The organism is Roseomonas sp. WA12, from assembly GCF_054165765.1.
Map to the genome: position 1 here is coordinate 2,243,881 of NZ_CM135108.1, position 24,336 is coordinate 2,268,216.

Here is a 24,336-nt window from a genome sequence, read left to right on the forward strand (position 1 = left end):
GCGGCCTATCCCAGGCCCCGAACGGAAACGGGGGCCGCTGAGGGCCCCCGTTCCATTCAAGCGTCTCGCCGTGTTCCGCGCCAGAGGGAGCCCCTTATTATCGGGATCCCCGGTCGGGTGCTGCCGGTCAGTCCCCAGCCGGTGCCGGCTGCATCCCACCCGTGTCCGGCCGCGGATTCGGCCGGCCGGAGGTGGGAACGCTGCCCCGCCCCTGGTTCACCGGCTCGTCCGGGCGGTCCCGAACGATCCGGTCGCCGCGCAGCACCTGCCGGATCTCGTCGCCCGAGAGCGTCTCGTATTCCAGCAGGCCCTTAGCCAGCAGATGCAGGTCCTCGATGCGGTCCGTCAGCGTCTTCTTCGCCCGCTGATAGGCCGTGTCGATGATCGAGCGGATCTCGCCGTCGATCGCCTGGGCGGTGGACTCGGACAGGTTCTTCGACTGCGTGACCGAATGCCCCAGGAACACCTCCTGATCGTTCGAGCCGTAGGCGACCATGCCGATCTTCTCGGACATGCCCCACTCCGTCACCATCCGGCGCGCCAGGTCGGTCGCCATCTTGATGTCGCCCGAAGCGCCGTTGGACACCTTGTCGGCCCCGAAGATGATCTCCTCTGCGACGCGGCCACCCATGGCCATCGCCAACTCCGCATTCATCTTGGACTTGTGCTTGGAGTAGCGGTCACCCTCCGGCAGCGACATTACCAAGCCCAGCGCACGGCCGCGCGGGATGATGGTCGCCTTGTGGACGGGGTCGCACTCCTCCTCACTCATCGCCATCAGCGCGTGGCCGGCCTCGTGATAGGCGGTCATCTTTTTCTCGGCCTCGGACATCACAAGGCTGCGGCGCTCGCTGCCCATCAGCACCTTGTCCTTGGCCGACTCGAACTCGTGCATGCCCACCGTGCGCCGCGCGGTGCGGGCGGCCAGCAGCGCCGCCTCGTTCACGAGGTTGGCGAGGTCGGCGCCGGAAAAGCCCGGCGTGCCGCGCGCGATCGTCTTCGGATCAACGTCGGACGCCAGCGGCACCTTCCGCATGTGCACGCGCAGGATCTTCTCCCGCCCGTTCACGTCGGGGTTCGGCACGACGACCTGCCGGTCGAACCGGCCGGGACGCAGCAGCGCGGGGTCAAGCACGTCCGGGCGGTTGGTCGCCGCGATGAGGATCACGCCCTCATTGCTCTCGAAGCCGTCCATTTCGACGAGCATCTGATTCAGCGTCTGCTCGCGCTCATCATTGCCGCCGCCGAGCCCGGCACCACGATGGCGGCCCACCGCGTCGATTTCGTCGATGAAGATGATGCAGGGGGCGTTCTTCTTGCCCTGCTCGAACATGTCGCGCACGCGGCTGGCGCCGACGCCCACGAACATCTCCACGAAGTCGGATCCCGAGATGGTAAAGAACGGCACATTTGCCTCGCCGGCGACGGAGCGCGCCAGCAGCGTCTTGCCCGTGCCCGGCGGGCCCACCAGCAGCACGCCCTTGGGGATCTTGCCGCCGAGGCGCTGGTACTTCTGCGGGTCACGCAGGAAGTCCACCACCTCCTCCAGCTCGCCCTTGGCCTCCTCGATGCCGGCCACGTCCTCGAAGGTCACGCGACCCGACTTCTCCGTCAGCAGCTTTGCCTTGGACTTGCCGAAGCCCATGGCACGGCCACCGCCACCCTGCATCTGGCGCATGAAGAAGACCCAGACGCCGATCAGCAGCAGCATCGGGAACCAGGAGATGAGGATCTGGAAGAGCGGGTTGACGTCGCTCTCCTCGGGCCGCGCGACGACGCGCACGCCCTTCTCCGTCAGCTTGGAGATGAGCTGCGGGTCCTCAGGCGTATAGGTGCTGAAGGTCCGCCCGTCCTGCAGCTGGCCGGAAACGATCCGGCCCTGGATGGTGGCATCCCGCACATGGCCCTGTTGGACCTCGTTCAAGAAGTCCGAATAGGCAACCTGCATGCCCCGGTTGGACGCGGTGCCGGAAGGTTGGAAAAGGTTGAACAACGCCACGAGCAGCAGGGCGACGATCACCCAAAGCGCGAGGTTACGGCCGAAATTGTTCACGTGACGGTCCCGATCTTTGGCCGGTCACACCGGCCCTGAGAACAAGATAGGGAGCCGAACCCTATCAGGGAACCACTGGATGAACCCGCTTTCACGCGATTGGCCCTGAAACCGGCCGGAACTCGGCCCAGTCGCCCCCTTCCGTCGCACCGGACTCGATTGGTCGCCCCCCTTCGTCCCGCAACACCGGCATCCCAGCAGCCACCAGCGCCGGCACATCGCCCCGCGCTGCGCCCGGCCCGCGGGCCCCGATCCAGCTCCTCTCAGGGGCCCACCGCACCAGCCACCGGTCATCCCAGAGCACCCCCGGACATGCCGGCACAGCCTCGGCGCAACGCGCCGGCTCCCGGCACACCAATCCACCCCGCCACAGCGCCCCGCCCAGGCTACCACCTCCGCGCAGCAACATCGCCCGCACGGAAGCCCGCCCGGGCGGATGCACCCCGCCCCCGACGGCGCGCAACAACCCCGAAAGCGCGGCCTCTGCCACCACGTCCGTCCCCAGCGTCTCCCGATCCAGCCGCGCCCAGCCCCCATCCTTGAACCGCGCCGCCCTGGCCAGCCGAAGCGCCACCGCCTCCCGCAACCGCATCTGGCGCACCGCAAAGGCCTCCCCAGCCGCTGCGAGCGCCGCTACCCCCGCCCCCTTCCCGCGCGGATCGCCCAGCACAGCCCGCAGCCGTGCCCGGACGAAACGCGGGTCGGTGTTGGAGGGGTCCCGCACCGCCGCAAGCGCCTGTGCTGCCAGGAAATCCTCAATCGCTCCCGGTGACACGCCCAGCAACGGCCGTAGCACCATTACCCCGCCTGCCGGGCGCGCGGCCGCCATACCCGCCAGCCCGGCATCCCCCGACCCTCGCAGCGCCCGAAAGACCACCGTCTCCGCCTGGTCCGCCCGATGATGCCCGAGCAGCAGCCACGGTGCCCCCGCGGCCTCTGACGCCTGGACAAGGGCCCCGAACCGGGCGGCCCGCGCCCGCTCATGCATGCCAGGCCCCCGCGCCAATCCCAGGCCGAGCACCAAAGCCGGAATTCCGAGAGCTCGCAGCCGCACCGCGACGCCGGCCGCTTCCCCGTCGCTTCCCGCCCGCAATCCGTGGTCGGCCACAAAGCCCAGCACACGCCCGCCGCGCGCTTTCGCCCAGTTCGACGCCAGCACCGCCAGTGCCAGGCTATGCGGCCCGCCAGAGACGCCGATGGCGAGTACGGGCGCGGTACCGAACGGGCCCAATTCCGCCATCGCTGCATCGAAAGCCGGCTCGATCATCGGTCCTTTACCGCCAGGACGGGAGCCGCGGTGATAACGTGGCCACCAGCGAAGCCGAAGGGGCACTTAGCAGCCCAGCATCGAGCCGATCGAAGATACCCTGATCGAAAAGCAGCCCCGGGCGAGAACCCTGAGGTCTGCTGCACCCTCAGCGAACCGCAAACAATCGGCTGGAGGGGTCCGGGGAGCCTCAGGCTCCCCGCTGGGGGGAGTCTGAGGGAGGCAAAGCCTCACCCATCGGCCACTACCGGCACCCAGCCCGCTGCCGCGACTGCCCCGCCCGCTCCTGCAGCCCGGCCGAGAGGCGCGGGAACTGGGTGCGGAGGTCGTCCAGGGTCTGGCAAGCCTCGCGCTTGGCATTGAAGCCGTTGAAAGCGTTGGCCAACCCGATCATCGCCTCCGGTGCTCGGCCGGAGGTACGGGCGCGACGATAGGCGTCGTCATAGGCCAGGGCCGCACCCTGGAAATCTCGGCGCCCGGCGAGCGAATCGCCGAGCAGAATACCGGCGTCCTGGGCACGCGGCGTACTGCGGGCGGCGAGCACCTCACGCGCCGCGGCCTCGGCACCGGCGTAGTCGCGGCGGCCCAGGGCGGTCTGTCCCTCACGCAGCGCGATCTCGGGTGTGCGCGGAGCCGGCGCCGCCGGCTGGCCGGGGGGCGGGGCGGGCGCGTCAGCGGGCGGCGTCAGCGCGCCCGATTGCTGCCCGCCCGCGGGTCGCCCCGCCGGAGGTGTCGTCCCGGCCGGGGCAGCGCCGCCTCGGCTCTCCAAGGCGTTGAAGCGGTATTCCATGTCGCCCTGCAGCTTCTCGACCTGCTGCTGCAGCGTGCGGTTCGCGTACTCGGCCTGCTCGGCACGGCCGCGCTGGCGACGCACCTCCTCCTCCAGCGTACCCACGCGCTCGAGCAGCTGGCCGACGATCTCCCCGCTGCCCGCGGCAACACCACCGCGGCCAGGCGGCGGCAGCTGGGGGGCCACCGACCCGCCGCTCCGTCTGATCATCTCCAGCTCCTGCCGAAGCTGGAGGATCTGGTTCTGGAGGTAGAGGCCCTCCCGGCTCTCCGCCTGCGCGAGTGCGCGGCCGGGCAGCATCGGCCCTGCAAAGGCCACCCCCGCCAGCAGCACGGCCGCAAGGCCCACGCCCCGCCCCTTCAGGCGCCGAGACCCGGATCGCAGCATCCTCACCCCCTCTTGGCGTGCATCGCACGTCCATCCCGCGCAATCGGCGCCGAAACCACCGGTGCCGCCCGGAACGGACGGCCAGAACGCATGAACCCGGCGCAGCGCCCGTCAGGGAGCCGCGCCGGGATTAGGTCGTCAATGATCCGCTCAGCGAACCGTGGTGACGGCGCGGCGGTTCTGCGCCCAGGACGACTCGTCCGAGCCCAGCGCGGCCGGGCGGTCCTTGCCGTAGGAAACGGTCTGGACGCGCTGGCCCGAGACGCCGTTCGCGACGAGCAGGTCGCGCGCCGAGTTGGCGCGGCGCTGACCGAGGGCGAGGTTGTACTCGCGCGTGCCGCGCTCGTCGGCATGGCCTTCCATGTACACCGTCACCTGCGGGTAGCGGGCGAGCCAGGCGGCCTGCCGCTCCAGGGTCGTGCGGCCGTCGCCGCGAACCTGGGTGCTGTCGGTGTCGAAGAACACGCGGTCGCCGACATTGGCCACCAGATCCTCCTGGCTGCCCGGGCGCGCGGAGCCCATGCCGGCGCCAGCCAGGCCGCCCGAGCCGCCCGCACCCGTCGCCGCGGCGTTGGTGGCCTCGTCGGAGGAGCAGGCGGAGAGCAGCGCGATGGCGCCGAGCGCGCCCAGGATCTTCATGTTCATTATGGTACCTCTTCGATAGGGTTTCTGAGTTTCAGTGTCTGGGGATCAGCCGAGAAGCGGCGACCAGGACGGATCGGTTGCATCAGTCGGCGTCACGATCTGCCGCTCGTTGAAACCAGCAATGTCGATCTGGGCCAGGCGGGCGGAATATCCCTCACCCCGCGAACCGCTCGCGCGGCTCTCGCGGTAATAGGCCAGCACGCGGCCATTCGGCGCGAAGGTCGGCGCCTCCATGCCCCAGCCTTCAGTAAGGATGCGCTCGCCCGAGCCGTCCGGCCGCATCACGCCGATGCCGAACTGCCCGCCGGAAATGCGGGTGAAGGAGATAAGGTCCCCGCGCGGCGACCAGACCGGGGTGGCGTAACGGCCGCGCCCGAAGGAGATGCGCCGCGCGCCACCGCCGCCCGCGCCCATGACATAGAGCTGCTGGTCGCCGCCGCGGTCCGAGTTGAACACGATCTGCGAGCCGTCCGGGCTGTAGCAGGGCGACACATCCAGCCCGCCGCCCGAGGTGAGCTGCCGCTGGCTGCGGGACCCGATATCGACCGCGTAGATATTCGCGTCCCCGCCTTGGGCGAAGGACAGCACCACGCTCCGACCATCCGGCGAGAAGCGCGGGGACAGCGTCATGCCCGGGAACTGCCCCAGCACCTCGGAGCGGCCGCTGTTCATGTCGAACAGGTACACGCGCGGCTGGTTCTGGAAGTAGGACATGAAGACGAGCTGCTGCGCGTTGGTCGGATGGTAGCGCGGCGACAGCACCTGAAAAGAACCGTCGGTCAGGAAGCGGTTGTTCTCCCCGTCCTGATCCATCACCGCCAAGCGGCGCACACGGCGGTCCCGCGGCCCGCTCTCGCCGACATAGGCGATCCGCGTGTCGAAATACCCCTTCTCGCCCAGCAGGCGCTCATAGATCACGTCGGAGATCAGATGCGCGATCCGGCGCCACTGCGCGGCCGGCGCGGTGAAGGCGGTGCCCTGAATCTGCTGCTCCGGCAGCACGTCCCACAGGCGAAACTCCACTCGCAGCCGCCCGCCCTGATCCTCGACCCGGCCGGTCACCAGCGCGTTCGCCCCGATCACCCGCCAGTCCTGGAACCGCGGCGTCGCGGCCGCGGCCTCGGCACTTTGGATGAAGGCCGCATTGTCCACGGGCCGGAACAGACCGGAATTGCGCAGATTGGCCTGGATCACGCGGGAGATGTCGGCCCCACGGCCGCCACCGGCCAGCGCCGGCACAGCGATCGGGATCGGATCCGTGCGCGCGCGGGTGATGTCGATCACGGCCCCTTGGGTGGTGCCCTGGGCGCGCGCGGTGGCCGGGACGGTCAGCAGCGCAGCGCCGCCCAGGATCAGGCCACGCCGATCGGTCGTCATCATGGATGCATAACCTCGGAGATCAGGTGGGAATGGTCGCGGAAGGGGGAAGAAGCCGAAGCCGCCCGATGACGCAAGTCGCGAGGGCACGAAATGGCACCGATCGGACGGAAGTTGATCGCGCGCGGCAGCGCCATCACCGCGACAACCCGCGTGGACTGAACCGGAAGGTGGACGCGCTGACGGCCGCGAGCTTCTCCCGCGACAGGCCGGTCGCGGCGCAGCGCGGATCGAGGAGCGCGCGCCGGGCCGCTTCATAGACGGCCCGGGCCACCGGGCTGGAGGGGACGCTGCCGACCGGGCGCACCACGCGGATCGTGCCCGTCGCGTCCGTCTCCACCTTCAGCTCCACGGTGATGTTCTCCAGCCCTTGGGCGCCGGCGTCGACCGACCAGCACTCGCTGATCTTCTCCGCCAGGCCGCGGATCTCGCCTTGGGTCAGCGTCGCCGTGCCTGTCGGGGCGCCGCCGCCCCGGGCGGGCGCACCTGCGGCCGGGTTCACGCGGGAGGTCGGCGCCTGGTTCTGCGCCTGCGCCGCACGCAGCCGCTCCAGCGTGCTCTGCACGGAATTGCTGTTCTCAGCCGGATCCCGAACAGGCGGGGTCTGCCCGGTGCCCGGTCGGCCGTTGCTGTCGCGCGCCGGCGGCACGGGCGGCTGGTTCGGCACCGGGTTGGGCCGCGGCGGCGCGGGCGGTGCCGGCGGAGAGGCGGCGGCCTGCTGCTGCGGGGGCGTCGGCGTCGGGCGCGGCGGGGTGGGCGGCGAGGGCGGCGTGGGGGTGGGCGTGGGCGGCGTCGGGCGAGGCGGCGTCGGCGGGCTCGGCTGTGCCTGCTGCACCCCCTCCGGCACGGGCGGCGCGGGCGGGGGCGGCAGGGGCAGCGGCGGCGCGGGCGGCGCAGGCGTCGCCTGGGCCTGCTGCTGCGGCGGCGTGGGCGGCGCCGGGCGCGGCGGCGTGGGCGCGGGCGGCGCTGGGGTGGGCGCGGGCGGCGTCGGCAGCGGCGGCGTCACGGTCGGCGGAGTCGGGGTGGGCGGCGCCGGCATCGGGGCAGCGGCCGGGTTCGGCGGCGGCGGGGGCGGCAGCGGCGTCGGCGGCTCGGGGCGCGGCGGCGTGGGCGGCGCAGGATTAGGGCTCGGCACCGCCGGCGCATCGGGCGCGGGCGGGGCAGGCAGCGGCAGCGGCTCCGGCGCCTGGGCCAGCTGCGGCATGTCCGGCGTGACGATCTCCACCGGAACCGCCGTCTCCATCGGTTCCGGAATCTCGCGGCCCGGCATCTCGATGAGCAGCAGCAGCCCCACCAGCGCATGCGCCAGCACGGAAGCGACGATCCAGGGACGGAGCCGGTCCTGCTCCATCCACGCCGTCCAGCCCGTCGCTGCCTGAGCCTTCGCCATGACGGCCCCTAGCGCGCGGGCGCGCCCGGACGGGCCGGCGCAGTGGCAGGGGCGACAGGTGCGCGACCGGTGGCTGGGGCGGCCGTGCGCGCCGGCTGGCCAGCCGGCTGCTCGGCCAGCAGTGCCACGCGCGAGAACCCGGCAGAGGAGACGATGCCCATCACCTCCATGATCCGCCCATAGGCGATCGCCCGGTCGCCGCGCACGAAGATGCGCCGCTCCGGCTGGCCCTGGGGCTGGTTCCGCATGATGGCCTGCAGCTGGGGCACGAGATTCTCGGCCTGCACCTCCGTCTCCTGCAGGAAGATCCGCCCCTCGGTGTTCACCGAGATGGTCAGCGGCTCCTGCTCCTGGTTCAGCGCGGCCGCGTTGGTCTTGGGCAGGTCCACCGGAACGCCGACCGTCATCAGCGGCGCGGCCACCATGAAGATGATGAGCAGCACCAGCATCACGTCCACCAGTGGGGTGACATTGATCTCGGCCATCGGCCGGCGGCGCCCACGGCCCCGCCCGCCACCGCCCTGAAGGGATGCCGCCACGGCGCTAGACCTGCGCCGGCTGGCGCGGCGCCGGGGCCGGCGTCTCGTCAGCCTGGCGCGACAGGATCGCGCCGAACTCGGCCGAGAAGCCCTCGAGCCGGCCGGAGAAGCGGGACAGATCCGTGTTGATCTTGTTGTAGGCGAGCACGGCGGGGATGGCGGCCACCAGGCCGATGGCGGTGGCGAACAGCGCCTCCGCGATGCCCGGCGCCACGACCGCGAGGTTCGTGTTGTTCATGCCCGCAATGGCCGAGAACGAATTCATGATGCCCCAGACCGTGCCGAACAGCCCAATGAAGGGCCCAACCGAGCCGACCGAGGCCAGGAAGGTCATCCACTTCTCCAGCCCGTCCATCTCGCGGCCGACCGCCACGTTCATGGCGCGCTCGGACCGCTCCTTCATGCCGGTCAGCGCCAGCGCCCCGGTCAGGCCGAGATCGGCCGCCCGCTGCCACTCCCGCATTCCCGCACCGAAGACGGCGGCCATGGGATGCGTCGGGCGCTCACCCTCGGTGCGGTAGAGATCCTCCAGGCTGCCGCCCGACCAGAACTTATCCTCGAAGGCATCGGCCGCGCGGTTCACGCGCCGCATGGTGTTCCACTTCTCGAACACGATGGCCCAGACCCAGACGCTGGCCAGCAGCAGCCCGATCATCACGGCCTTCACCACCCAGTCCGCCTGGAGGAACAGCCCCCAGAGCGAAAGATCGTGCCCGGCCGTGGCCAGGTTCTGCGCAGTCACACCACCCACGGGCGGTCTCCCTCTTCAACGCCCCGCGGGGCGCCCCCAATCCCTGCCCCCCCGTGGGGCGACAACACCTGCCCCGCCGGGGCAGAACCCGCGCGCCCGGACCGGCGCCCACCCGTCGCGGCACTGACCGCCCGAGAGGTTGGACCGCGCCACGGACGGCTTTGCGGCGAGGCCCGCCATTACACCGCCACGAAGCGGCAGGTCCGGGAGGCCCAGCCTGACATCTCAGCCCGGCGCCGCCTCCGGCCGAAGTGCCGTGCGCCAGGGCTCGGCCAGCGGCACCGGGCGCAGCGTTTCCTGCGAGACGCAGACCAGCCCGACCTTCAGCCGCGCCAGCACACCCCCATCCTCCGCCACCACATCCTGCCCGACCTCGACGGAGGCCGCCCCCGACTTCAGCACCCGCGTCTCCACGAACACCTGATCATCGAGCCGGGCGGGGCGCAGATACGCCACTTCGATGCGCCGCACCACAAGCAACGAACCGTGACGTGACATCAAAAGATGATGGGGCAAACCCATGTCGCGCAAGGATTCCGTCCGGGCCCGTTCCGCCCAGCGAAGATAGTTGGCGTGGTAGGCCACCCCGCCCGCATCGGTGTCCTCGAAATAGACGCGGATGGGGTAGCGGTGCACGGCCATGGCGCGGGACCTAGCGCCGATCGCCCCCGCGAGCCAGGGGGCCGGGACAGGGGTTGGCACTTCGTCCACTTCGTCGCGCAGGTTTCATCGGCAAGAATGCAGGTCTGCCGCGTTTCATTCCGGACGGCCGACACCTCGTCGCGCCGCACCCCGGAGGACTCCCCCCATGTCGCCGATCAAGCCCGCCGCCCTCGCCCTCGCGCTCCTTGCCGGAACGGCCCTCGCCGCCCAGGCCCAGACCAGCCCCACCACCAGCAGCCCCGGGGTCAACAACCCCGGCGTCGCCTCCTCCAGCGGCGCCGGTATCGACCAGGGCTCCGGCCAAACGCTCGGCGGCAGCACCGCGGGCGGCCAGTCCGGCTTCGGCGGCACCGGACCGGGCGCGACCGGCGGCATGAGCGGCACCGCGGCGGCCCCGCTCGGCGGCGGCGGCGCCCGTACCAGCAACACGCCCGGCGCAGCGATGGGCACCAACACCCCGGGCGCCCCTGCTCCGGGCACCATGGCCCCGGGCACCATGGCCCCGAGCACGATGACCCCGGGCACCATGGGCACGGGCACCACCGTCACTCCCGGTACCAACCCGAGCAACGCCGAGATTGGCACGGGCGCGGCCGGTTCCTCGGTGGCAGGCCGCCCGACCTCGCCCGGCAACTCGGCGACCCCGGCTCGCTGACACCGGGCCGCTGAAAACTAATCCAACAACTTTGGACCAGGCTGGCAGGGGAAATCCCCTGCCGGTCACTCGCTAAAGGTTTGGATCGTCCAGCAGATTGCCCTGCGAAACGGCGGCGCTGCGCGGCGGCGTCATGCCGAGATGCTTCCAGCCCGGCATTCCCAGCACCCGCCCGCGCTGCGTCCGCAGGATCAGCCCCTCCTGAATCAGGAAGGGCTCGATGACCTCCTCCAGCGTGTCGCGGCTCTCCGCCAGCGCTGCCGCGAGAGTCTCGACGCCCACCGGCCCGCCGCCGTGATGTTCGACCAGCCGGCGCAGGTATCGCCGGTCCATCGCGTCCAGCCCCAGCCGGTCCACCTCCAGCCTCTCCAGCGCCGCGTCGCAGAGCGTGCGGTCCGCATCCCGGCCCGCCACCGCCGCGAAATCCCGCACGCGGCGCAGAAGCCGCCCGGCGATCCGAGGCGTGCCCCGGCTGCGCGTCGCGATCTCCCGCGCGCCGTCCGGGGTCAGTACAAAGCCCAGCTTCTGTGCCCCGCGCGCCACGATCCGCTCCAGCTCCTCCGCCGAGTAGAATTGCAGCCGCAGCGGGATCCCGAACCGGTCCCGCAGCGGAGTCGCCAGCAGCCCTGCCCGCGTCGTGGCGCCCACCAGGGTAAAGGGCGGCAGGTCGATCCGCACGGTGCGCGCCGCCGGTCCCTCGCCGATGATGAGGTCGAGCTGGAAATCCTCCATCGCCGGGTACAGCGTCTCCTCGATCGCCGGCTGCAGCCGGTGGATCTCGTCGACGAACAGCACGTCCCGCGGCTGCAGGTTGGTCAGGATCGCGGCCAGGTCCCCCGCCCGCTGCAGCACCGGGCCGGAGGTCGCGCGGAACCCCACCCCCAGCTCCCGCGCCACGATTTGCGCCAGGGTGGTCTTGCCCAGGCCCGGCGGGCCGAACAGCAGCACATGGTCCAGCGCGTCCCCACGGGCGCGGGCGGCCTGCACGAAGACGGAGAGGTTCTCGCGCAACGCCGGCTGGCCGGTGAAGTCGGCAAGGGTCTGTGGGCGCAGCGTGGCCTCGGCCGCGTCCTCCTCCTGCCGGTTGCCGGCGGTGATGCGATCATCATTCATGGCGGGAACATAGCGTGACCACCGGGCCGTGTCGCCGGGACGCGACGGCATGGGGTGCGGGATTTCGCCCGGCCTGCGCATCCCCGCCCAGGCCTGCCGCGACGAGGACAGCAGCAGGGCAGCCGGCAAGCTCCCGAAACCCGGCGCTGCCGCGCTACCTGTCGGCGGACTTGCTGCCCCGAAGCTGGAAGAAAACTTCCGCCGCCGACCGCGGTACCTGGACGGTGCCCAGCAGGCGACGGCTGGTCTCGAGAACCTCGCGGGATTGCAGGATTGTCCTCAGCGCATCGTTCGCGCGGGAGGAGGCATCCTGCACGCAGCGTCGCGCATGCATCAGCATAAGGTCATCGGGCATCCAGCGGGTCCAAGTCTCAGCCGCATGTGATGCCCCGCTCCCCCCACTCGGTCCTTCACATGCGATGGTTCCGGGCCGGGGGAGTTCCCTCCCCCAGCCGTCCCTACCGGCCGGCGACCCCCTGCGTGTTCACATAGAGCGCGAAGAGCGAGCGCGCCGATGTCATGAACAGCCGGTTCCGGTTGGCGCCGCCGAAGGCGACGTTCGCGCAGCGCTCCGGCAGCCGGATATGCCCGATCTGCTTGCCGTCGGGCGCGATCACGACCACCCCGTCCAGTGCCTCGCTCATCCCCCAGCCGCACCAGAGATTGCCGTCCACGTCGAGCTTGAACCCATCCGCCGTGCCAGCCCCGCAATCGAAATGCACGCGCCGGTTCGACACGCTGCGTCCATCCGGCGAAACCTCGTAGGCCAGGATGAGGCGGTTCGGCGTCGCGCGTGCCTCGACGACGTAAAGCACTTTCTCATCGGGCGAGAAGGACAGCCCGTTCGGCCCGCGCAGATCGGTGATGACTGCTGTTACCTGACGCGTCTCCGGGTCGATCCGGTAGACGTTCCCCGGCAGTTCCGGACGCGCCATGCCCTCGAAGGGGTTGGGGCCGAAGGCCGGGTCGGTGAACCAGATCGAGCCGTCGGCCTTGCAGACAATGTCGTTGGGTGAGTTCAGCGGCTTGCCCTCGAAGCGGTCGGCCAGCACGGTGATGCTGCCGTCATGCTCGGTGCGGGTCACGCTGCGCGAGCCGTGTTCGCACACCACCAGCCGGCCCTGCCGGTCGCGGGTCAACCCATTCGAGTGGTTCGCGGGCTTCCGGAACACCCCCAGGCGCCCGCTCTCCTCGTCCCACTTCATGATCCGGTTGTTCTGCACGTCGCTGAACAGCAGCATCCGCGTGTCGCCGAACCATTGCGGCCCCTCGGCCCAGTTCAGCCCCGTGCCGATCCGCTCCACCGCGGCCAGCGCCAGCCGGTACCGCTCGAATCGCGGATCGAGGATCTGCACGGACGCATCCGGGAAGCGCCGCGCGGACTGCCATCCGTCAGCCGCCGCGCCCTGCGCGCGGGCACCACCCGCCAGAAGCATTCCCGCGCCGATCGCGCCCAAGGCCTCGCGTCTCGTGCCCATGCCCTCGTTCCCTTCCCAGACTGCCTGGCCTCTGCGGGCCACGGGGAGCGAGCCTGTGCGCCCGAGCGCTGCGCTTCAAGCCCCGGCATCAACCCTTCATTCATCGGGCCCGAAGCAGGATGGAGAGGCCCAAAAGCGAATGCGGAAAGGATTTCCGGTCGAAGGGCGCCCCTGCCCCGAGGCCCGCATGACACAAGAGATGACCAACACCGCCCTCTACATCCTGCTGCTGCCGATCTTCGCGCTGGTGGGCATGATCGCGCTCGGCGTGCTGTCCCTGCTGTTCCGCTCGCGCTGGAGCGCGCCCGAGGCCGAGGCAAGGCCGCGCAGCGCGCCCCGCATCACGCCACGCGCCGCGCCCGGAGCAGCGAACAACCTGGCGCAGGTCCAGCAGAACGGCGAACCCGAGCCGGCCTGACCCGACACCCCGCCGTCAGCGGGGCGCCATCTCCTTCAGGCTCTCGCGGATCAGCGTGTTGAGATCCGCCGCCTCCCCGATCCGCTCCTGCACCCGCGCCACCACCGAGGCCGCCTCGGGCCGCCGCCAGCCCAGGTTGAGCAGCGCGGAAACCGCATCCGCCGCCACCCCGCGCTCCGGCATAGGCGCGGCGGGCACGACGAAGCTGGAGTTGCCCGTGGGCATCCCGCCCACCTTCTCCCTCAGCTCGGAGAGCAGCCGCACGGCCAGCTTTGGCCCCACCCCCGGCGCCCGCGTCAGGCTGCCCCGGTCGCCGCCAAGGATCGCCGCCGCCAGATCCTTCGGCGACAACGCCGACAGCAGCCCCAGGGCCACCTTCGGCCCCACGCCCTGAATGCCCGTCAGAAGCCGGAACCAGTCCCGCTCCGCCGCATCCGCGAAGCCGTAGAGGGTGATCGCGTCCTCGCGCACCACCGTCTCGATCCACAGCGTGCCCTTCGCATCCGCCGGCAGCGCCGCGACGGCGCGGGAGGAGGCGGCGACGAGATAGCCGACCCCGTTCACGTCCAGGATGCAGCCGCCCTCATGCACGAAATCCAGGCGCCCGGTGAGCTTCCCGATCATGCCGGCACGTAACCCTTCGCGAGCGCGTTGCGGGTGGACCGATGATTCGCGTGGCAGATCGCAATCGCCAGCGCATCCGCCGCATCGGCCCGCTTGATCACCGCCCCGGGCAGCAGCCGCCGGACCATGTCCTGCACCTGGATCTTGTCCGCATGCCCAGTGCCGACCACAGCGCGCTTGATCTCCATCGCCTGGTACTCGGCCATCACCACGCCCATCAGCGCCGGCGTCAGCAGAACCACCCCGCGCGCCTGCCCCAGCTTCAGCGCGGCGCCCGGGTTCTTGTTGACATAGGTGTGCTCCACCGCCGCCTCGTCCGGCCGGTGCAGCTCGATGATTCCGAGCAGCGCGCGATGGATGATGCACAGTCGGTCCGCCAGCGGCAGATCGGCCTTCGTGCTCACCACCCCGTCCGCCAGATGCCGCAACCGCGACCCCGTGCTCTCCACCATCCCCCAGCCCGTATGTTGCAGCCCGGGGTCGAGCCCGAGAATGCGAACAGCGCCGCCGGGACGAAGTGCGGAGGTGCCGATCAAGCCGTCAGCCGATCGAGCACATCGTCCGGCACGTCAAAATTCGCGTAGACGTTCTGCACGTCGTCATGGTCGTCGAGCGCATCCACCAGCTTCAGCACGCCGCGCGCGGAATCCTCGTCTAGCGGTATGGTCGCGTTCGGCCGCCACTCCAGCTTCGCGCTCTCCGCCGGGCCCAACACGGCCTCCAACGCGTCGCGCACCGTGAATAGGTCCTCGATCGCGGTGCGGATCGCGTGCCCGTCCTCGTCGGACTCGACATCGCTGGCACCCGCCTCGATCGCGGCCTCCAGCACCGTGTCCGCGTCGCCCGCGGTGGTCGGATAGCGCACAACCCCCTCGCGCTCGAACTGGAAGGCCACGGAATTGCTCTCGCCCAGCGCCCCGCCGTTCTTCGAGAACATGGAGCGCAGGTCGGAGGCCGTGCGGTTCCGGTTGTCCGTCAACGCCTCGACGATGATGGCCACCCCGTTCGGGCCATAACCCTCGTAGCGCACCTCGTCGTAATTCTCGGTGTCGGTGCCCTGGGCCACGCGCTTGATCGCGCGCTCCACCGTGTCGCGCGGCATGTTGTTGACGAGTGCGGCCTTCACCGCCGCCCGCAGCCGCGGGTTGTGGGCCGGGTCCGGCAGCCCGGCCTTGGCGGAGACGGTGACCTCGCGGATCAGCTTGCCCCAGGCCTGGGCACGCTTGGCGCTCTGCGCGGCCTTGCGGTGGGCGATGTTCTTGGCGTGCGAATGGCCGGCCATGGTCGGCGTCCTGTTCCTCTCTCTTCCCGGGCTCGGGCATCCGGCGCTCCGGCCCGGGCGAATCCAGGAGCCGCGCGCCGCCCCGGCGGGGCCAGGGCCTCGGTCCCGACAGGCGGTTCCGGGCGGCGGCCCGCGCGGCGGGCGGGAAGGCCGAATATAAACGCGCCCCGGGCCGCGCGCCACCCGCGGCCGCCGCGGAACCGCCGGCCATTCAGGCCCCGCCGTGGGAAAGGGCGGCATCCATCCCGCGCCAGTAATCCCCCTCCAGCTCCCCTGGCCCGGTGAAGCGCGGCACCCGCCCCGCCCGCCCGTCCAGGTAGCCCGCCTGCCAGGCCGTCGCCTGCGGCGACCCGGCGCCGATCTGCATGACGCGGATACCGCGGGCCGTCCCGGCCTGCGCGGACATGGTCGCGGCATCGGTATCGATCTCAACAGCGAGATGCAGCATCACGATACCACCCGGTAAGGATGCACCTCCTGCCAGCGGCTGCGCCAGCCAGGCTGCCAGGACACGCTCCGCCATCCCCGCCAGAAGCGTCGCCCGAGCCAGCGGGTCCACCTCCATCCGCGCAACAGCGGCCGCCGATTCCGGGGCATGGTGAACCGCCCCGGCCAGCCGCGCCGCCAGACCGGGCGGCAGGCTGCCGAGCCCGGCGAGCGCGGACCGGGTTGCGGAGGAGGCCCGCGCTGCCCGGAGTTCCCCGGGCAGCCCGCGCTGGATGTTCGACATTTGGAAGGCCTAGCCGCTGCGGAGGAGGAGCCGGCGCAGGGCGTCCCGCTAGGGCTCACCCGGCAACTTTCCGGCGTCCCGCCAACCGGCGCCGGCCGATGTCACGGCAGTGCTCCAGTCGGCGGTGACCGGCATCCTCCTGATGCGGACCGTCAGGACAGCATCATAATTCCAAATTTTGAGACAGCAAGTCACAGCCTTTGGCTGCCGCACGGAATTGCAGCCCGCAGCGGCCCCGCGCACCCCAATCCCACGCAGACAGGCGCGCGGCCCGGATGATAGAAGTGCGCGATGGACGCGAACCCGGCCGCCTATCCCTTCGACGTCACCTCGCACGAGGCGCTGGGGGAAATCTATCCGCCACCCAAGCCAGTCGTCGCCGCCAAGGCGACCAATCGGATCGAGGGCCGCAGCGCCGCCTTCATCGCCAATTCGCCCTTCTGTGTCCTGAGCACCATCGGCCACCGCGGCCCGCACGCCACCCCGCGTGGTGATGCCGCGGGTTTCGTCGCCGTGCTGGACGAGCGCACCCTCGCCCTGCCCGATCGCCGCGGCAACAACCGCCTGGACGCCCTGCGGGACGTTCTGGACGACCCCCGCGTCGCCCTTCTCTTCCTCGTTCCCGGCATGGGCGAGACGCTGCGGGTCCATGGCACCGCCCGCATCACCACCGATCCCTCTCTCTGTGCCCAGCTCGCCATGGGCCGCTCGGTTCCGGCCACCGTGCTGCTCGTATCCGTCACCGAGGTGTTCATGCAGTGCCCGCGCGCCCTGCTGCGAGCCGAGCTCTGGGCCGGCCGCGCCAAGCCCGCCGGCGCCCCCACCGGCGGTGAGATGATCGACGAGCACACCAAGGGCGCCCTGCCGCGCGAGGCCTACGACAACGAGGTCGCGCCCTACTGCGCCGATAACCTGTACTAGGGTGGAGCCTCTTCGCGTCACCGGCCGCCTGACCATCCCGGCCGAGGCGATGGAGGAGAGCTTCATCACCGCCTCCGGCCCCGGCGGACAGAACGTCAACAAGGTCGCAACCGCCGTTCAGCTGCGGCTGGTCACTGCCCGTGTGCCGGACATGCCCGAGCGCATCATGGCCCGCCTGCGGGAACTTGCCGGCCGCCGCATGACGGCGGAAGGCGAGCTCCTCATCATCTCCCGCGAGCACCGCACGCAGGACCGCAATCGCGAGGCCGCCCGCGCGCGCCTCCTCGCCCTGCTGCAGGACGCCGCCGCGCCGCCGCCGCCGATCCGCCGCCCGACCCGCCCCACCAAGGGCAGCAAGGAGCGCCGCTTGGCAGCCAAGGGCGTTCGCGCCACCGTCAAGCAAGGACGCGGCCGCGTGCGGGAAGACTAGAGCGCGCTCGCCGCCGGGGAGCCCTGGGTGGCCCGCATCCGCGGCATACGCGTCAACGCCTGCAACAGGAGCCATGCCGAGCTGGACGAGGCCGAAACCCTCGACGCCGGCGACCCCGCCATTCTCGCGCGCCGCTACCTCGCCCTGACCACCGTCTCCGCAGCCACGCGCGCCCTCGGTTCCTGCTGCGGTACGGACCACCGCCACGTCCAGGCAATCTGCGAAGCCTGCACTCCAGTGCCGGCCTGAACACCTATCTTCACAGAATAGAGAGCAAGTGGCATCCACCCTCGCAACAAGGGCCCGCAGCGCGGCCCGTATAGGGGATCCACCATGACCGGCCACGCCCATGTCGATCATTCCGGCGAGAACAAGCGCATCGCGCTGCTCATCGCCGTGCTGGCCCTCTGCCTCGCCCTGGCCGAGACAGGCGCCAAATCCGCGCAGACCGAGGCGCTGTCCCGCAACGTCGAGGCGTCCAATCTCTGGGCCTTCTTTCAGGCCCGCACCATCCGCCAGACCACAGTGCGCACCGCCGCCGAGGCCCTTGCCCTCCAGCCCGACGCCGCGGAAGAGGAGCGCCGCACCGCCGTTGCCCGCCAGTCCCAGGCCTGGCTCGCCACCGCTCAGCGCTGGGAGAGCGAGCCCGCGACCGGCGAGGGCCGCCGCGAACTCGCCGACCGTGCGAAGGCGGCCGAGCGCGTGCGCGACCGTTCCATGGCCGCCTACCACATGCACGAATACGGCTCGGCCGCCTTCCAGGTGGCCATCGTCGTTGCCTCGGCCAGCATCGTCACTGGCGTGCCCCTCCTGGCCCTGGGCGGGGCGGTCCTGGGGGTGCTGGGGATCGTGCTCAGCGGCCTCGGCTTCTTCGCGCCGGAGTTGATCCACCTCTGACAGGGCGCGCGGGTCTCCCCAGGGAGGCGCCGCCTCCCCGTGCCCTCGACCGGGGAACCCCAGGTTCCCCGGATTCCACCCGCTGCCGCGTCTACTGCGTGTTCCCCAGCGCGGCGGGCGGTGGCGAATGCCGCTCCGCACCACCTGCCCCGGCCGTCTCCCGCACCGGCTCTTCCGGCTCCCGCACCTCGCGGCCAGGCCGAGAGATGATCACGGATTGCGCGGGCACCGCGATCTCGATCCCAAGCTCCTGGAACCGCTCCTTGATGCGGCGGTTGAACTCGCGCTGCACGCCCCAGCGCGCCGTGTCCTTGCACCGCAGCTGGCCCAGCACGGTAAAGGTAGCGCCATCCACCTTGTCGACGCCCCACAGCGCGAAATCGTCCAGGATCTGGTCCTTGTAGGCAGGATCGGCCCGCAACCCGGCGCCGATCTCCTTCAGCACCTCGCCCACCCGGTTCGGGTTCTCCGAGAAGGCCACGGTCACGGACACGGCGGCATTGCCGATGCCCTTGTTGGTGTTCGTCACCGTCGTGACGGAGCTGAACGGGATGACATGCACGGAACCATCCCCGGCGCGCAGCCGGATCGTGCGGATGGATAGATTCTCCACCGAGCCGGAGAGGCCGGAAACCGTCACCCAATCCCCCACCTGCATCGTGTTCTCGAGCAACAGAAAGATGCCGGTGATCACGTCCTGCACCAGCTTCTGGGACCCGAAGCCGACCGCCACGCCGATGATCCCCGCCCCCGCCAGCAGCGGCGCGACATTCACGCCAAGCTGGGACAGCGCCGTGAACCCGATCACCACCACGATCACGACGAGAAGCGTCGTGTGCAACAGCGGCAGCAGCGTCCGCAGCCGCCCGGCCCGCGTGAACTCTCCGCGCGCGGACATGTCGGCGATCCGCTTGTCGATCCAGCTGTTCACGCCTTCCCAGGCCAGCACCGCCGCCACGCCCGCGATCAGCAGCACGATTACCGAACTCGCGACCCGCTGGCCCAGCCCGCCGCTGGTAAAGGAATCGGCGACATCGATCCCCCAGACCTGCAGCAGCGCCAGCACGGTGATGGCACCGACGCCGATTGTCACCGTCCGCCGCAGCACGGGAACGTAGCGGTTGGCGCGCCCCTCCAGCAGCGGCAGGCGCTGCGCCGTTTCCGCCTTGATCCGGAATACGCGGTCGAGCAACCCGAGCACGGCCACCGCCACCAGCCGCGCGATGATCAGCACCGCCGCCGTCGCGCCGAGATAGCGCAGCAGCAGCCCGTAGCCGTTCTCGATCCGCAGCGCCCAGACAAACCACAGAGCCAGCAGCAGGAAGATCGCGACGATGTGCCAGATCCGCGCGAACCAGTGCCGCGCGAGTGCGAAGGCGCTGGTTGAATCGGCAGGCGCGTCGATCCGCACGGCCACCGGGCGCCGGCATTGCAGCACGACGACGATCATCAGCAGATGGCTCAGCAGGATCACCAACTTCGCCGCCGCCGCATAGGCGGCCGGATACAGCCCGAGCAGCCGCGCCACCTCCAGCACCGCCATCCCGTAGATCGCAACCCCGGTGACACGCCCGAGCCACAGCTCCGCATAGGCCGCGCTCTCATCCGAGAGGCGGAACAGCCGCAGCGCCCGCGACCCCGGTGAGACCACCGCGCGCCCAACCGCCATGATCACGTGCTGCAACACGAAGGCGTTCACCGCAGCCAGGATGATCAGCGGCACCAGCCCGCCATCACCCAGCGGCGTTGCCAGCAGCAGGTTCCCCACCGCCGCAAAGCCCGCGATCGGCACCAGCTCCAGCATCAGCCGGAGCAGGGCCATGGGTGCGCGGCGGAACAGGTGCAGCTCCGCCCGGCTGGCCACCACCGGCTCGGCCTTTGTGTCTCCAGCCGCGCGTGCCTCCCGCCGCGCCTCCACGCGCGCTTCGGCGCGTGCCTCCAGCCCCTGCGCGGGGCGCCGCAGCGCGCGCGCCAGCAGCCATCGCGCGGCCCAGGCCAGGGCCATCACCGCCGCCAGCCGCCAGGCCACGTCCAGCACGGCCGTCTGCGCGAAGGGGTTGGTCGCCACCCGCACCAGCCAGCGCCAGACCAATGGCACCCCGGCGATCGTGCCCCCTGCGGCCGCCAAGTGCCCGGAGAGGACGGACAGCCAGTCCGAAAGTGCCGCGATGATCTGTGCCAGAAGGCTGTCCGAGGTAAGGGACACATGCTCCGCCGCGGTGGCGGGCGCCGCCGGAGCAGCCGCAGGGGCAGTGGCAGCCGCGGCCGGAGCAACGGCCGAAGCCGCCGCCGCACCGGGCCCAGCCGCGGGTGCTCCCGCCGGTGCGGCCGATGCGACAGCCCGGAGCACATCCAGCACCTGCTGCCGCCGGGAAGCGTCCTGCAGCACATCCAGAGCCTGCCGCGCCTGATCCGGCGTCAGCACCGCCACTCCGCCCGGCACGGCCTGTTGCGCCCGGGCTGGCATCCCCGCCAGGCCAAGCAGAACGGCCAGCGCCAGCACCCCGCACCACCATCCACCGCCGGCACGCCAGGACCAGGCAGGACGGCGCCCAAGCGGGCTCGTTGCACGGATGAGATGCTGCATGCGGCGGAGAACTCCCGGCCTCAGGGCGGTCCGGGCCGGGGCGGAGCCGCGGGCGGCTCTGGCCCCCGCGGCGGCTCACCGGCCGCTATGTCCGGACTGCCTCATGGCGCGTCATCGTCCTGCCCGCGCGAGATCACGCCGGTCAGGACACGGAACTCCCGAGAGAGCGGCCGGGCCGCCAAGGGGTTTCACCCCGTTCCGCCGCCGAGTCGGCCTGTGCCCCTGAACGCTCGGCGGGAGCCCCCCGTCAGAAGCCCGGCATTACCTGCGAAAGCCGCCCACCAACCCGCAGCGCGCCGATCCGGCGCGCCAGCCCCGTGGCGTCATCCGTCTCCACCAGCACGCCGCAGAGCGTGGCCTCGCCCTCCGCCGGCGCCAGCCGCTCGGACGGCACCTTGCGCCAGAAGCGGATGGAGGCTCCCGCTTTCCCCATCCCGATCACGCTGTCGTAGTCGCCGCACATCCCGGCATCGCTGATGAAGGCGGTCCCGCCCTCCAGCACCTGGTGGTCCGCGGTGGGAACATGGGTGTGGGTACCGGCCACCAGGCTCACCCGCCCGTCGAAGGAATGGCCGAAGCCCAGCTTCTCGCTCGTCGCCTCGGCATGGATATCCACGACAATGGCCTGTACCGAGCCGTTCGAGCCCATCGTGTGCCGCGCCAGCTCCGCCTGTGCGGCGCGGAAGGGATCGTCCAGCGGCTCCATGAACAGCCGGCCCATGACCTGGATCACCAGCGCTCGTCCTCGGCCGGGAACATCCACCACCGTCGCCCCGCGCCCGGGCGTACCCGGCGGGTAGTTCATCGGCCGGATCAGCCGCGGCTCGCCCTCGATATAGGGGATGATCTCCTTGCGGTCCCAGGCGTGGTTGCCGAGTGTCAGCACATCCGCCCCGGCCTCTAGGAAGGCCCGCGCCATGTCGGGCGCCAGGCCGAAGCCATGGGACGCGTTCTCGGCATTCAGCACCACGAGATCCGCCGCCAGCTCCCGCCGAAGCCCGGGCAGGCGCGCCACCACCGCGTCGCGCCCCGAACGCCCGACCACATCGCCCAGGAACAGGATTCTCAACCGCCGCCGCCCTCTCGAAATCGGATCACCCCGGTCTCCGTCGCCACCGCATCGAGCGGCGCGTCCAGGGGTCCGGCGGGCACCACATCCATCTCCTGGCATGAAAATGCCACCCCCAGCGTGCCCACGCCCGGCAATCCGGCCAGCGTCCGGTCGTAATAGCCACCGCCATAACCCAGGCGCCGCCCCGCGCGATCAAAGGCAAGCAACGGCACGATCACCCAGTTCGGGGTAGCGCGCGCCGCCTCCTCGGCCGGCTGCTGCGTCCCGACCGGCCCCTTCACCAGCAGGTCTCCGAAAGCGAAAGCCCGGAAATCCAGCGGCAACCCGCGCTTCGGGGTCCGCGGCAGGCACAGCCTGTGCCCCCGCGCCTCCAGCGCCCGCATCAGCGGCCGGATGTCGATCTCATGCCCCATGGGCCAGAAGCCCGCGACCACCGCGCCCTCGGGCGGCGGCGCCTCGCGCAGCACATGCTCGGCCAGCAACGGCCCAGTGCCGGCCGCCGCAGCACGCGCCCGGCGCGCCTGGGCCTCTTCGCGCGCGACGACCTTCGCCGCGCGCAGAAGCGCATCGTCGCCGATGAACGGAGGGGACGGTAAGTGCGGAGCCACCATGACCGCTGGCGATTCGTCCTCCCAAGGCCTGCTAGCGCAGGTGGGCACCAGATACCCGGACCAAGATCCGGACAGAGCCAGCTCCCGGAGGATGCTTATTGGCCCTGGGGATGATTTACCTGGCGCGAAAGGCAGCCCCGCCCACCCAATCTAGGCATCACGATGCCCCGGCGCCAGCCCGTCCCGAGCGAATCCGCCCCCCGGTCCGCACACGTCACGTTCCACCGCCCGGTGGCTCAGTCCTTGCCGAGATCGGAGGCGATGCCCTCAATCCGCTCCGCCACCCGCGCCAGCCGCTGGGCCAACAGCGGATCGGTCGGTGCCGCCGGCGGCATCATCCCCGCCCGCGCCTGGGCCAGCTCCACCTTCAGGTCGTGCACCTCATCCGCCAGCAGCAGCGCCGCCAGCAGCAGCAGCCGCGGCTCGCCATAGGAGCCGCCCATCGTTCGTACGGAGGCGACGCGCCGGTCCACCTCCGCCGCCAAGGCGACGAGATGCGCCTCCTGCCCGTCCTCGCAGGAGACCGGATGGCTGTACCCGCCGACGCGAACCGTGACCTGTCCCAACGCTCAGCCCTCCGCAAACCCGTCCCGCAACACCAACACCCGCGACGCCGCGGCCCGAAACCTGCTCTCAGCGACCCTGGGCGGGTGGAGCATCGCCCGCCTCGTCACCCTCGTCCGGCAACCCCGTCTCATCCGCCTCGGGCAGAACCGCGCGCAACCGGGCGAGCGTCGCCTCCAGCCGTGCCGATAAGGCCGCCACCTCCTCGGCCGGCACCCCGACAGGCACCGCCGCGGCGGCCCTCTCGGGCACGCGCGCGGCCACGCGGGCCAGACGCTCCACTGCCGCTTCCAACCGCGCAGCCGCCTCTGCAAGGCTGTCCGCCATGCTGCCCCCGAATCCTATCGCATCCGTGCCACCGGCCCGGCCGCCCAACACTGCCGGCCAGCCCGGCACACCGGGCCGGCCTTTCAGCCTGCCCTTCTTCGCCCGCCGCAGCGCAGCGAGCAACACGCATCCGCAAAGCGCACCCTGCCGGAACAGCAGCCACGAACAGGCCGACCCCGTGACACCGCCGCTTCGCTACTGCAGCATCCCAAACACACACGCGAGCGTGAGGGCTTTACGCACCCGTCCGCAAGGGGGTCAACCGTGACGCAGCCCGCGATTCGATTCCGTTCCGCCGCCGACGCCACGGCGGCCCTGGCCATGGCACCGCCCCTGGGCGTGCTCCTGCTCTCAGCCCCCGGTGCCGCCGCCTGGCCCGGACCGGACACGGTGGCAGCCATAGTCGCGCAGGCCGCCGCCGCTTATCCCGCCACGCCGCATCGCGCAGCGCTGGACTGCGGCAGCGCTCCGGGCCTGGCGCTGGACGCCATCCGCCGCGGCTGGCGCCTGCTCGTGCTCGACCCCACCCACCCCGCCTTCCCCGCCGTGCGATCGGCCGCCGCGGAGAGCGGAGCCACCCTCCTCGGGGAGGCCCCGCCGGCGCTCGACCTTGCCCGCCTCGATCTCCGCCGGCCGGGTGGCCGCGCCATCCTGGCGCGCCATCTCGGCATCCCTGCTCCCGATTCTCCGCCCGAACCGGCCGCGAACCACCCCGCCGCGTGGTGACAGGAGCCGCGCCCTCCGCTAACTCCCGCGCACCATTTC

28 protein-coding genes and 1 other RNA gene are annotated in these 24,336 nt (G+C 71.1%); 7 read left to right on the forward strand and 22 right to left on the reverse strand.

What is annotated here, in order from left to right; genetic code table 11:
* Positions 1–127 precede the first annotated feature (127 nt).
* From ftsH to ACVBD7_RS10730, 9 genes are all read right to left on the reverse strand, one after another.
* Positions 128–2,053, reverse strand: coding sequence for an ATP-dependent zinc metalloprotease FtsH (gene ftsH / locus ACVBD7_RS10690; RefSeq protein WP_458097464.1), 1,926 nt, complete (start codon positions 2,051–2,053; stop codon positions 128–130).
* A gap of 91 nt (positions 2,054–2,144) precedes the next feature.
* Positions 2,145–3,320 carry a tRNA lysidine(34) synthetase TilS gene (gene tilS, locus ACVBD7_RS10695; protein WP_458097465.1) on the reverse strand — a complete coding sequence of 392 codons (1,176 nt, stop codon included), beginning with the start codon at positions 3,318–3,320 and terminating at the stop codon, positions 2,145–2,147.
* Positions 3,321–3,564: 244 nt separating this feature from the next.
* Positions 3,565–4,497 (reverse strand): tetratricopeptide repeat protein, encoded by a 933-nt coding sequence (locus ACVBD7_RS10700; protein WP_458097466.1) that lies wholly within the window; start codon positions 4,495–4,497, stop codon positions 3,565–3,567.
* A 150-nt stretch (positions 4,498–4,647) separates the two neighbouring features.
* On the reverse strand, positions 4,648–5,142 hold the full coding sequence (pal, locus tag ACVBD7_RS10705) for a peptidoglycan-associated lipoprotein Pal (RefSeq protein WP_458097467.1): 495 nt from the start codon (positions 5,140–5,142) through the stop codon (positions 4,648–4,650).
* 45 nt (positions 5,143–5,187) lie between these two features.
* Positions 5,188–6,522 (reverse strand): Tol-Pal system beta propeller repeat protein TolB, encoded by a 1,335-nt coding sequence (gene tolB, locus ACVBD7_RS10710; RefSeq protein WP_458097468.1) that lies wholly within the window; start codon positions 6,520–6,522, stop codon positions 5,188–5,190.
* 133 nt (positions 6,523–6,655) lie between these two features.
* Positions 6,656–7,909: a hypothetical protein gene (locus tag ACVBD7_RS10715; RefSeq protein ID WP_458097469.1), complete on the reverse strand. Its 1,254-nt coding sequence runs from the start codon at positions 7,907–7,909 to the stop codon at positions 6,656–6,658.
* Between the two features lie 8 nt (positions 7,910–7,917).
* Positions 7,918–8,394 (reverse strand): protein TolR, encoded by a 477-nt coding sequence (tolR, locus tag ACVBD7_RS10720; protein ID WP_458097680.1) that lies wholly within the window; start codon positions 8,392–8,394, stop codon positions 7,918–7,920.
* A 58-nt stretch (positions 8,395–8,452) separates the two neighbouring features.
* Entirely contained in the window at positions 8,453–9,199 is a 747-nt protein-coding gene (gene tolQ / locus ACVBD7_RS10725; RefSeq protein ID WP_458097470.1) for a protein TolQ, read from the reverse strand.
* 225 nt (positions 9,200–9,424) lie between these two features.
* Entirely contained in the window at positions 9,425–9,901 is a 477-nt protein-coding gene (locus ACVBD7_RS10730) for a YbgC/FadM family acyl-CoA thioesterase (protein ID WP_458097471.1), read from the reverse strand.
* A gap of 106 nt (positions 9,902–10,007) precedes the next feature.
* Between ACVBD7_RS10730 and ACVBD7_RS10735 the strand changes: the two genes are divergently transcribed.
* Positions 10,008–10,517, forward strand: a complete 510-nt coding sequence (locus ACVBD7_RS10735) for a hypothetical protein (RefSeq protein ID WP_458097472.1) — start codon at positions 10,008–10,010, stop codon at positions 10,515–10,517.
* A 72-nt stretch (positions 10,518–10,589) separates the two neighbouring features.
* Here ACVBD7_RS10735 and ruvB read toward each other — a convergent pair whose 3' ends face one another.
* From ruvB to ACVBD7_RS10750, 3 genes are all read right to left on the reverse strand, one after another.
* Positions 10,590–11,630, reverse strand: a complete 1,041-nt coding sequence (gene ruvB / locus ACVBD7_RS10740; RefSeq protein ID WP_458097473.1) for a Holliday junction branch migration DNA helicase RuvB — start codon at positions 11,628–11,630, stop codon at positions 10,590–10,592.
* A 154-nt stretch (positions 11,631–11,784) separates the two neighbouring features.
* Positions 11,785–11,985 carry a hypothetical protein gene (locus tag ACVBD7_RS10745; protein WP_458097474.1) on the reverse strand — a complete coding sequence of 67 codons (201 nt, stop codon included), beginning with the start codon at positions 11,983–11,985 and terminating at the stop codon, positions 11,785–11,787.
* 103 nt (positions 11,986–12,088) lie between these two features.
* Positions 12,089–13,108, reverse strand: coding sequence for an SMP-30/gluconolactonase/LRE family protein (locus ACVBD7_RS10750; protein WP_458097475.1), 1,020 nt, complete (start codon positions 13,106–13,108; stop codon positions 12,089–12,091).
* A 199-nt stretch (positions 13,109–13,307) separates the two neighbouring features.
* Here ACVBD7_RS10750 and ACVBD7_RS10755 point away from each other — a divergent pair, with 199 nt between their 5' ends.
* Entirely contained in the window at positions 13,308–13,526 is a 219-nt protein-coding gene (locus ACVBD7_RS10755; RefSeq protein ID WP_458097476.1) for a hypothetical protein, read from the forward strand.
* 15 nt (positions 13,527–13,541) lie between these two features.
* Here the strand turns inward: ACVBD7_RS10755 and ruvA are convergent, their stop codons facing one another.
* From ruvA to ACVBD7_RS10775, 4 genes are all read right to left on the reverse strand, one after another.
* Positions 13,542–14,150 (reverse strand): Holliday junction branch migration protein RuvA, encoded by a 609-nt coding sequence (gene ruvA / locus ACVBD7_RS10760; RefSeq protein ID WP_458097477.1) that lies wholly within the window; start codon positions 14,148–14,150, stop codon positions 13,542–13,544.
* Positions 14,147–14,602 carry a crossover junction endodeoxyribonuclease RuvC gene (ruvC, locus tag ACVBD7_RS10765; RefSeq protein WP_458097681.1) on the reverse strand — a complete coding sequence of 152 codons (456 nt, stop codon included), beginning with the start codon at positions 14,600–14,602 and terminating at the stop codon, positions 14,147–14,149. Before ruvC ends, ruvA begins: the two co-directional genes overlap by 4 nt.
* Positions 14,603–14,682: 80 nt before the next feature.
* A complete protein-coding gene (locus ACVBD7_RS10770; RefSeq protein WP_458097478.1) occupies positions 14,683–15,432 on the reverse strand; it encodes a YebC/PmpR family DNA-binding transcriptional regulator in 750 nt (249 codons plus the stop codon).
* Between the two features lie 211 nt (positions 15,433–15,643).
* Positions 15,644–16,162, reverse strand: coding sequence for a hypothetical protein (locus ACVBD7_RS10775; protein WP_458097479.1), 519 nt, complete (start codon positions 16,160–16,162; stop codon positions 15,644–15,646).
* Between the two features lie 291 nt (positions 16,163–16,453).
* Here ACVBD7_RS10775 and ACVBD7_RS10780 point away from each other — a divergent pair, with 291 nt between their 5' ends.
* From ACVBD7_RS10780 to ACVBD7_RS10795, 4 genes are all read left to right on the forward strand, one after another.
* On the forward strand, positions 16,454–17,083 hold the full coding sequence (locus ACVBD7_RS10780; RefSeq protein ID WP_458097480.1) for an MSMEG_1061 family FMN-dependent PPOX-type flavoprotein: 630 nt from the start codon (positions 16,454–16,456) through the stop codon (positions 17,081–17,083).
* Between the two features lies 1 nt (position 17,084).
* Positions 17,085–17,513 carry an alternative ribosome rescue aminoacyl-tRNA hydrolase ArfB gene (gene arfB / locus ACVBD7_RS10785; protein ID WP_458097481.1) on the forward strand — a complete coding sequence of 143 codons (429 nt, stop codon included), beginning with the start codon at positions 17,085–17,087 and terminating at the stop codon, positions 17,511–17,513.
* 27 nt (positions 17,514–17,540) lie between these two features.
* Complete coding sequence (locus tag ACVBD7_RS10790) at positions 17,541–17,762, forward strand: hypothetical protein (protein WP_458097482.1); 222 nt, start codon at positions 17,541–17,543, stop codon at positions 17,760–17,762.
* Positions 17,763–17,846: 84 nt separating this feature from the next.
* Positions 17,847–18,410 (forward strand): DUF4337 domain-containing protein, encoded by a 564-nt coding sequence (locus tag ACVBD7_RS10795; RefSeq protein WP_458097483.1) that lies wholly within the window; start codon positions 17,847–17,849, stop codon positions 18,408–18,410.
* Between the two features lie 91 nt (positions 18,411–18,501).
* Here the strand turns inward: ACVBD7_RS10795 and ACVBD7_RS10800 are convergent, their stop codons facing one another.
* The 6 genes from ACVBD7_RS10800 to ACVBD7_RS10825 form a co-directional block, all read right to left on the reverse strand.
* Positions 18,502–20,997, reverse strand: a complete 2,496-nt coding sequence (locus tag ACVBD7_RS10800; protein WP_458097484.1) for a mechanosensitive ion channel domain-containing protein — start codon at positions 20,995–20,997, stop codon at positions 18,502–18,504.
* A gap of 247 nt (positions 20,998–21,244) precedes the next feature.
* A complete protein-coding gene (locus ACVBD7_RS10805) occupies positions 21,245–22,066 on the reverse strand; it encodes a TIGR00282 family metallophosphoesterase (protein WP_458097485.1) in 822 nt (273 codons plus the stop codon).
* Positions 22,063–22,680 (reverse strand): 5-formyltetrahydrofolate cyclo-ligase, encoded by a 618-nt coding sequence (locus tag ACVBD7_RS10810; protein ID WP_458097486.1) that lies wholly within the window; start codon positions 22,678–22,680, stop codon positions 22,063–22,065. The genes ACVBD7_RS10805 and ACVBD7_RS10810 overlap by 4 nt, the downstream gene beginning before the upstream one ends.
* Positions 22,667–22,821: non-coding RNA, 6S RNA (gene ssrS, locus ACVBD7_RS10815), on the reverse strand. The genes ACVBD7_RS10810 and ssrS overlap by 14 nt, the downstream gene beginning before the upstream one ends.
* Before the next feature lie 95 nt (positions 22,822–22,916).
* Positions 22,917–23,246 (reverse strand): cell division protein ZapA, encoded by a 330-nt coding sequence (locus ACVBD7_RS10820; RefSeq protein ID WP_458097487.1) that lies wholly within the window; start codon positions 23,244–23,246, stop codon positions 22,917–22,919.
* Positions 23,247–23,313: 67 nt separating this feature from the next.
* A complete protein-coding gene (locus ACVBD7_RS10825; RefSeq protein WP_458097488.1) occupies positions 23,314–23,571 on the reverse strand; it encodes a hypothetical protein in 258 nt (85 codons plus the stop codon).
* A gap of 264 nt (positions 23,572–23,835) precedes the next feature.
* Here ACVBD7_RS10825 and ACVBD7_RS10830 point away from each other — a divergent pair, with 264 nt between their 5' ends.
* Positions 23,836–24,297, forward strand: a complete 462-nt coding sequence (locus ACVBD7_RS10830; RefSeq protein WP_458097489.1) for a hypothetical protein — start codon at positions 23,836–23,838, stop codon at positions 24,295–24,297.
* Positions 24,298–24,336 lie beyond the last annotated feature (39 nt).

Excerpts from the sequence above, each read along its gene's own strand:
- ACVBD7_RS10715 (WP_458097469.1), bottom strand. The coding sequence starts at position 7,909 with ATGGCGAAGGCTCAGGCAGCGACGGGCTGGACGGCGTGGATGGAGCAG.
- ACVBD7_RS10735 (WP_458097472.1), top strand. The coding sequence starts at position 10,008 with ATGTCGCCGATCAAGCCCGCCGCCCTCGCCCTCGCGCTCCTTGCCGGA.
- ruvB (WP_458097473.1), bottom strand. The coding sequence starts at position 11,630 with ATGAATGATGATCGCATCACCGCCGGCAACCGGCAGGAGGAGGACGCG.
- ACVBD7_RS10780 (WP_458097480.1), top strand. The coding sequence starts at position 16,454 with ATGGACGCGAACCCGGCCGCCTATCCCTTCGACGTCACCTCGCACGAG.
- ruvC (WP_458097681.1), bottom strand. The coding sequence starts at position 14,602 with ATGGTGGAGAGCACGGGGTCGCGGTTGCGGCATCTGGCGGACGGGGTG.
- ACVBD7_RS10700 (WP_458097466.1), bottom strand. The coding sequence starts at position 4,497 with ATGCTGCGATCCGGGTCTCGGCGCCTGAAGGGGCGGGGCGTGGGCCTT.
- ACVBD7_RS10755 (WP_458097476.1), top strand. The coding sequence starts at position 13,308 with ATGACCAACACCGCCCTCTACATCCTGCTGCTGCCGATCTTCGCGCTG.
- ruvA (WP_458097477.1), bottom strand. The coding sequence starts at position 14,150 with ATGATCGGGAAGCTCACCGGGCGCCTGGATTTCGTGCATGAGGGCGGC.
- tilS (WP_458097465.1), bottom strand. The coding sequence starts at position 3,320 with ATGATCGAGCCGGCTTTCGATGCAGCGATGGCGGAATTGGGCCCGTTC.
- ACVBD7_RS10800 (WP_458097484.1), bottom strand. The coding sequence starts at position 20,997 with ATGCAGCATCTCATCCGTGCAACGAGCCCGCTTGGGCGCCGTCCTGCC.
- ACVBD7_RS10825 (WP_458097488.1), bottom strand. The coding sequence starts at position 23,571 with ATGGCGGACAGCCTTGCAGAGGCGGCTGCGCGGTTGGAAGCGGCAGTG.
- ACVBD7_RS10810 (WP_458097486.1), bottom strand. The coding sequence starts at position 22,680 with ATGGTGGCTCCGCACTTACCGTCCCCTCCGTTCATCGGCGACGATGCG.
- ACVBD7_RS10775 (WP_458097479.1), bottom strand. The coding sequence starts at position 16,162 with ATGTCGAACATCCAGCGCGGGCTGCCCGGGGAACTCCGGGCAGCGCGG.
- ACVBD7_RS10745 (WP_458097474.1), bottom strand. The coding sequence starts at position 11,985 with ATGCCCGATGACCTTATGCTGATGCATGCGCGACGCTGCGTGCAGGAT.
- tolB (WP_458097468.1), bottom strand. The coding sequence starts at position 6,522 with ATGATGACGACCGATCGGCGTGGCCTGATCCTGGGCGGCGCTGCGCTG.
- ACVBD7_RS10770 (WP_458097478.1), bottom strand. The coding sequence starts at position 15,432 with ATGGCCGGCCATTCGCACGCCAAGAACATCGCCCACCGCAAGGCCGCG.
- tolR (WP_458097680.1), bottom strand. The coding sequence starts at position 8,394 with ATGGCCGAGATCAATGTCACCCCACTGGTGGACGTGATGCTGGTGCTG.
- ACVBD7_RS10750 (WP_458097475.1), bottom strand. The coding sequence starts at position 13,108 with ATGGGCACGAGACGCGAGGCCTTGGGCGCGATCGGCGCGGGAATGCTT.
- pal (WP_458097467.1), bottom strand. The coding sequence starts at position 5,142 with ATGAACATGAAGATCCTGGGCGCGCTCGGCGCCATCGCGCTGCTCTCC.
- ACVBD7_RS10795 (WP_458097483.1), top strand. The coding sequence starts at position 17,847 with ATGACCGGCCACGCCCATGTCGATCATTCCGGCGAGAACAAGCGCATC.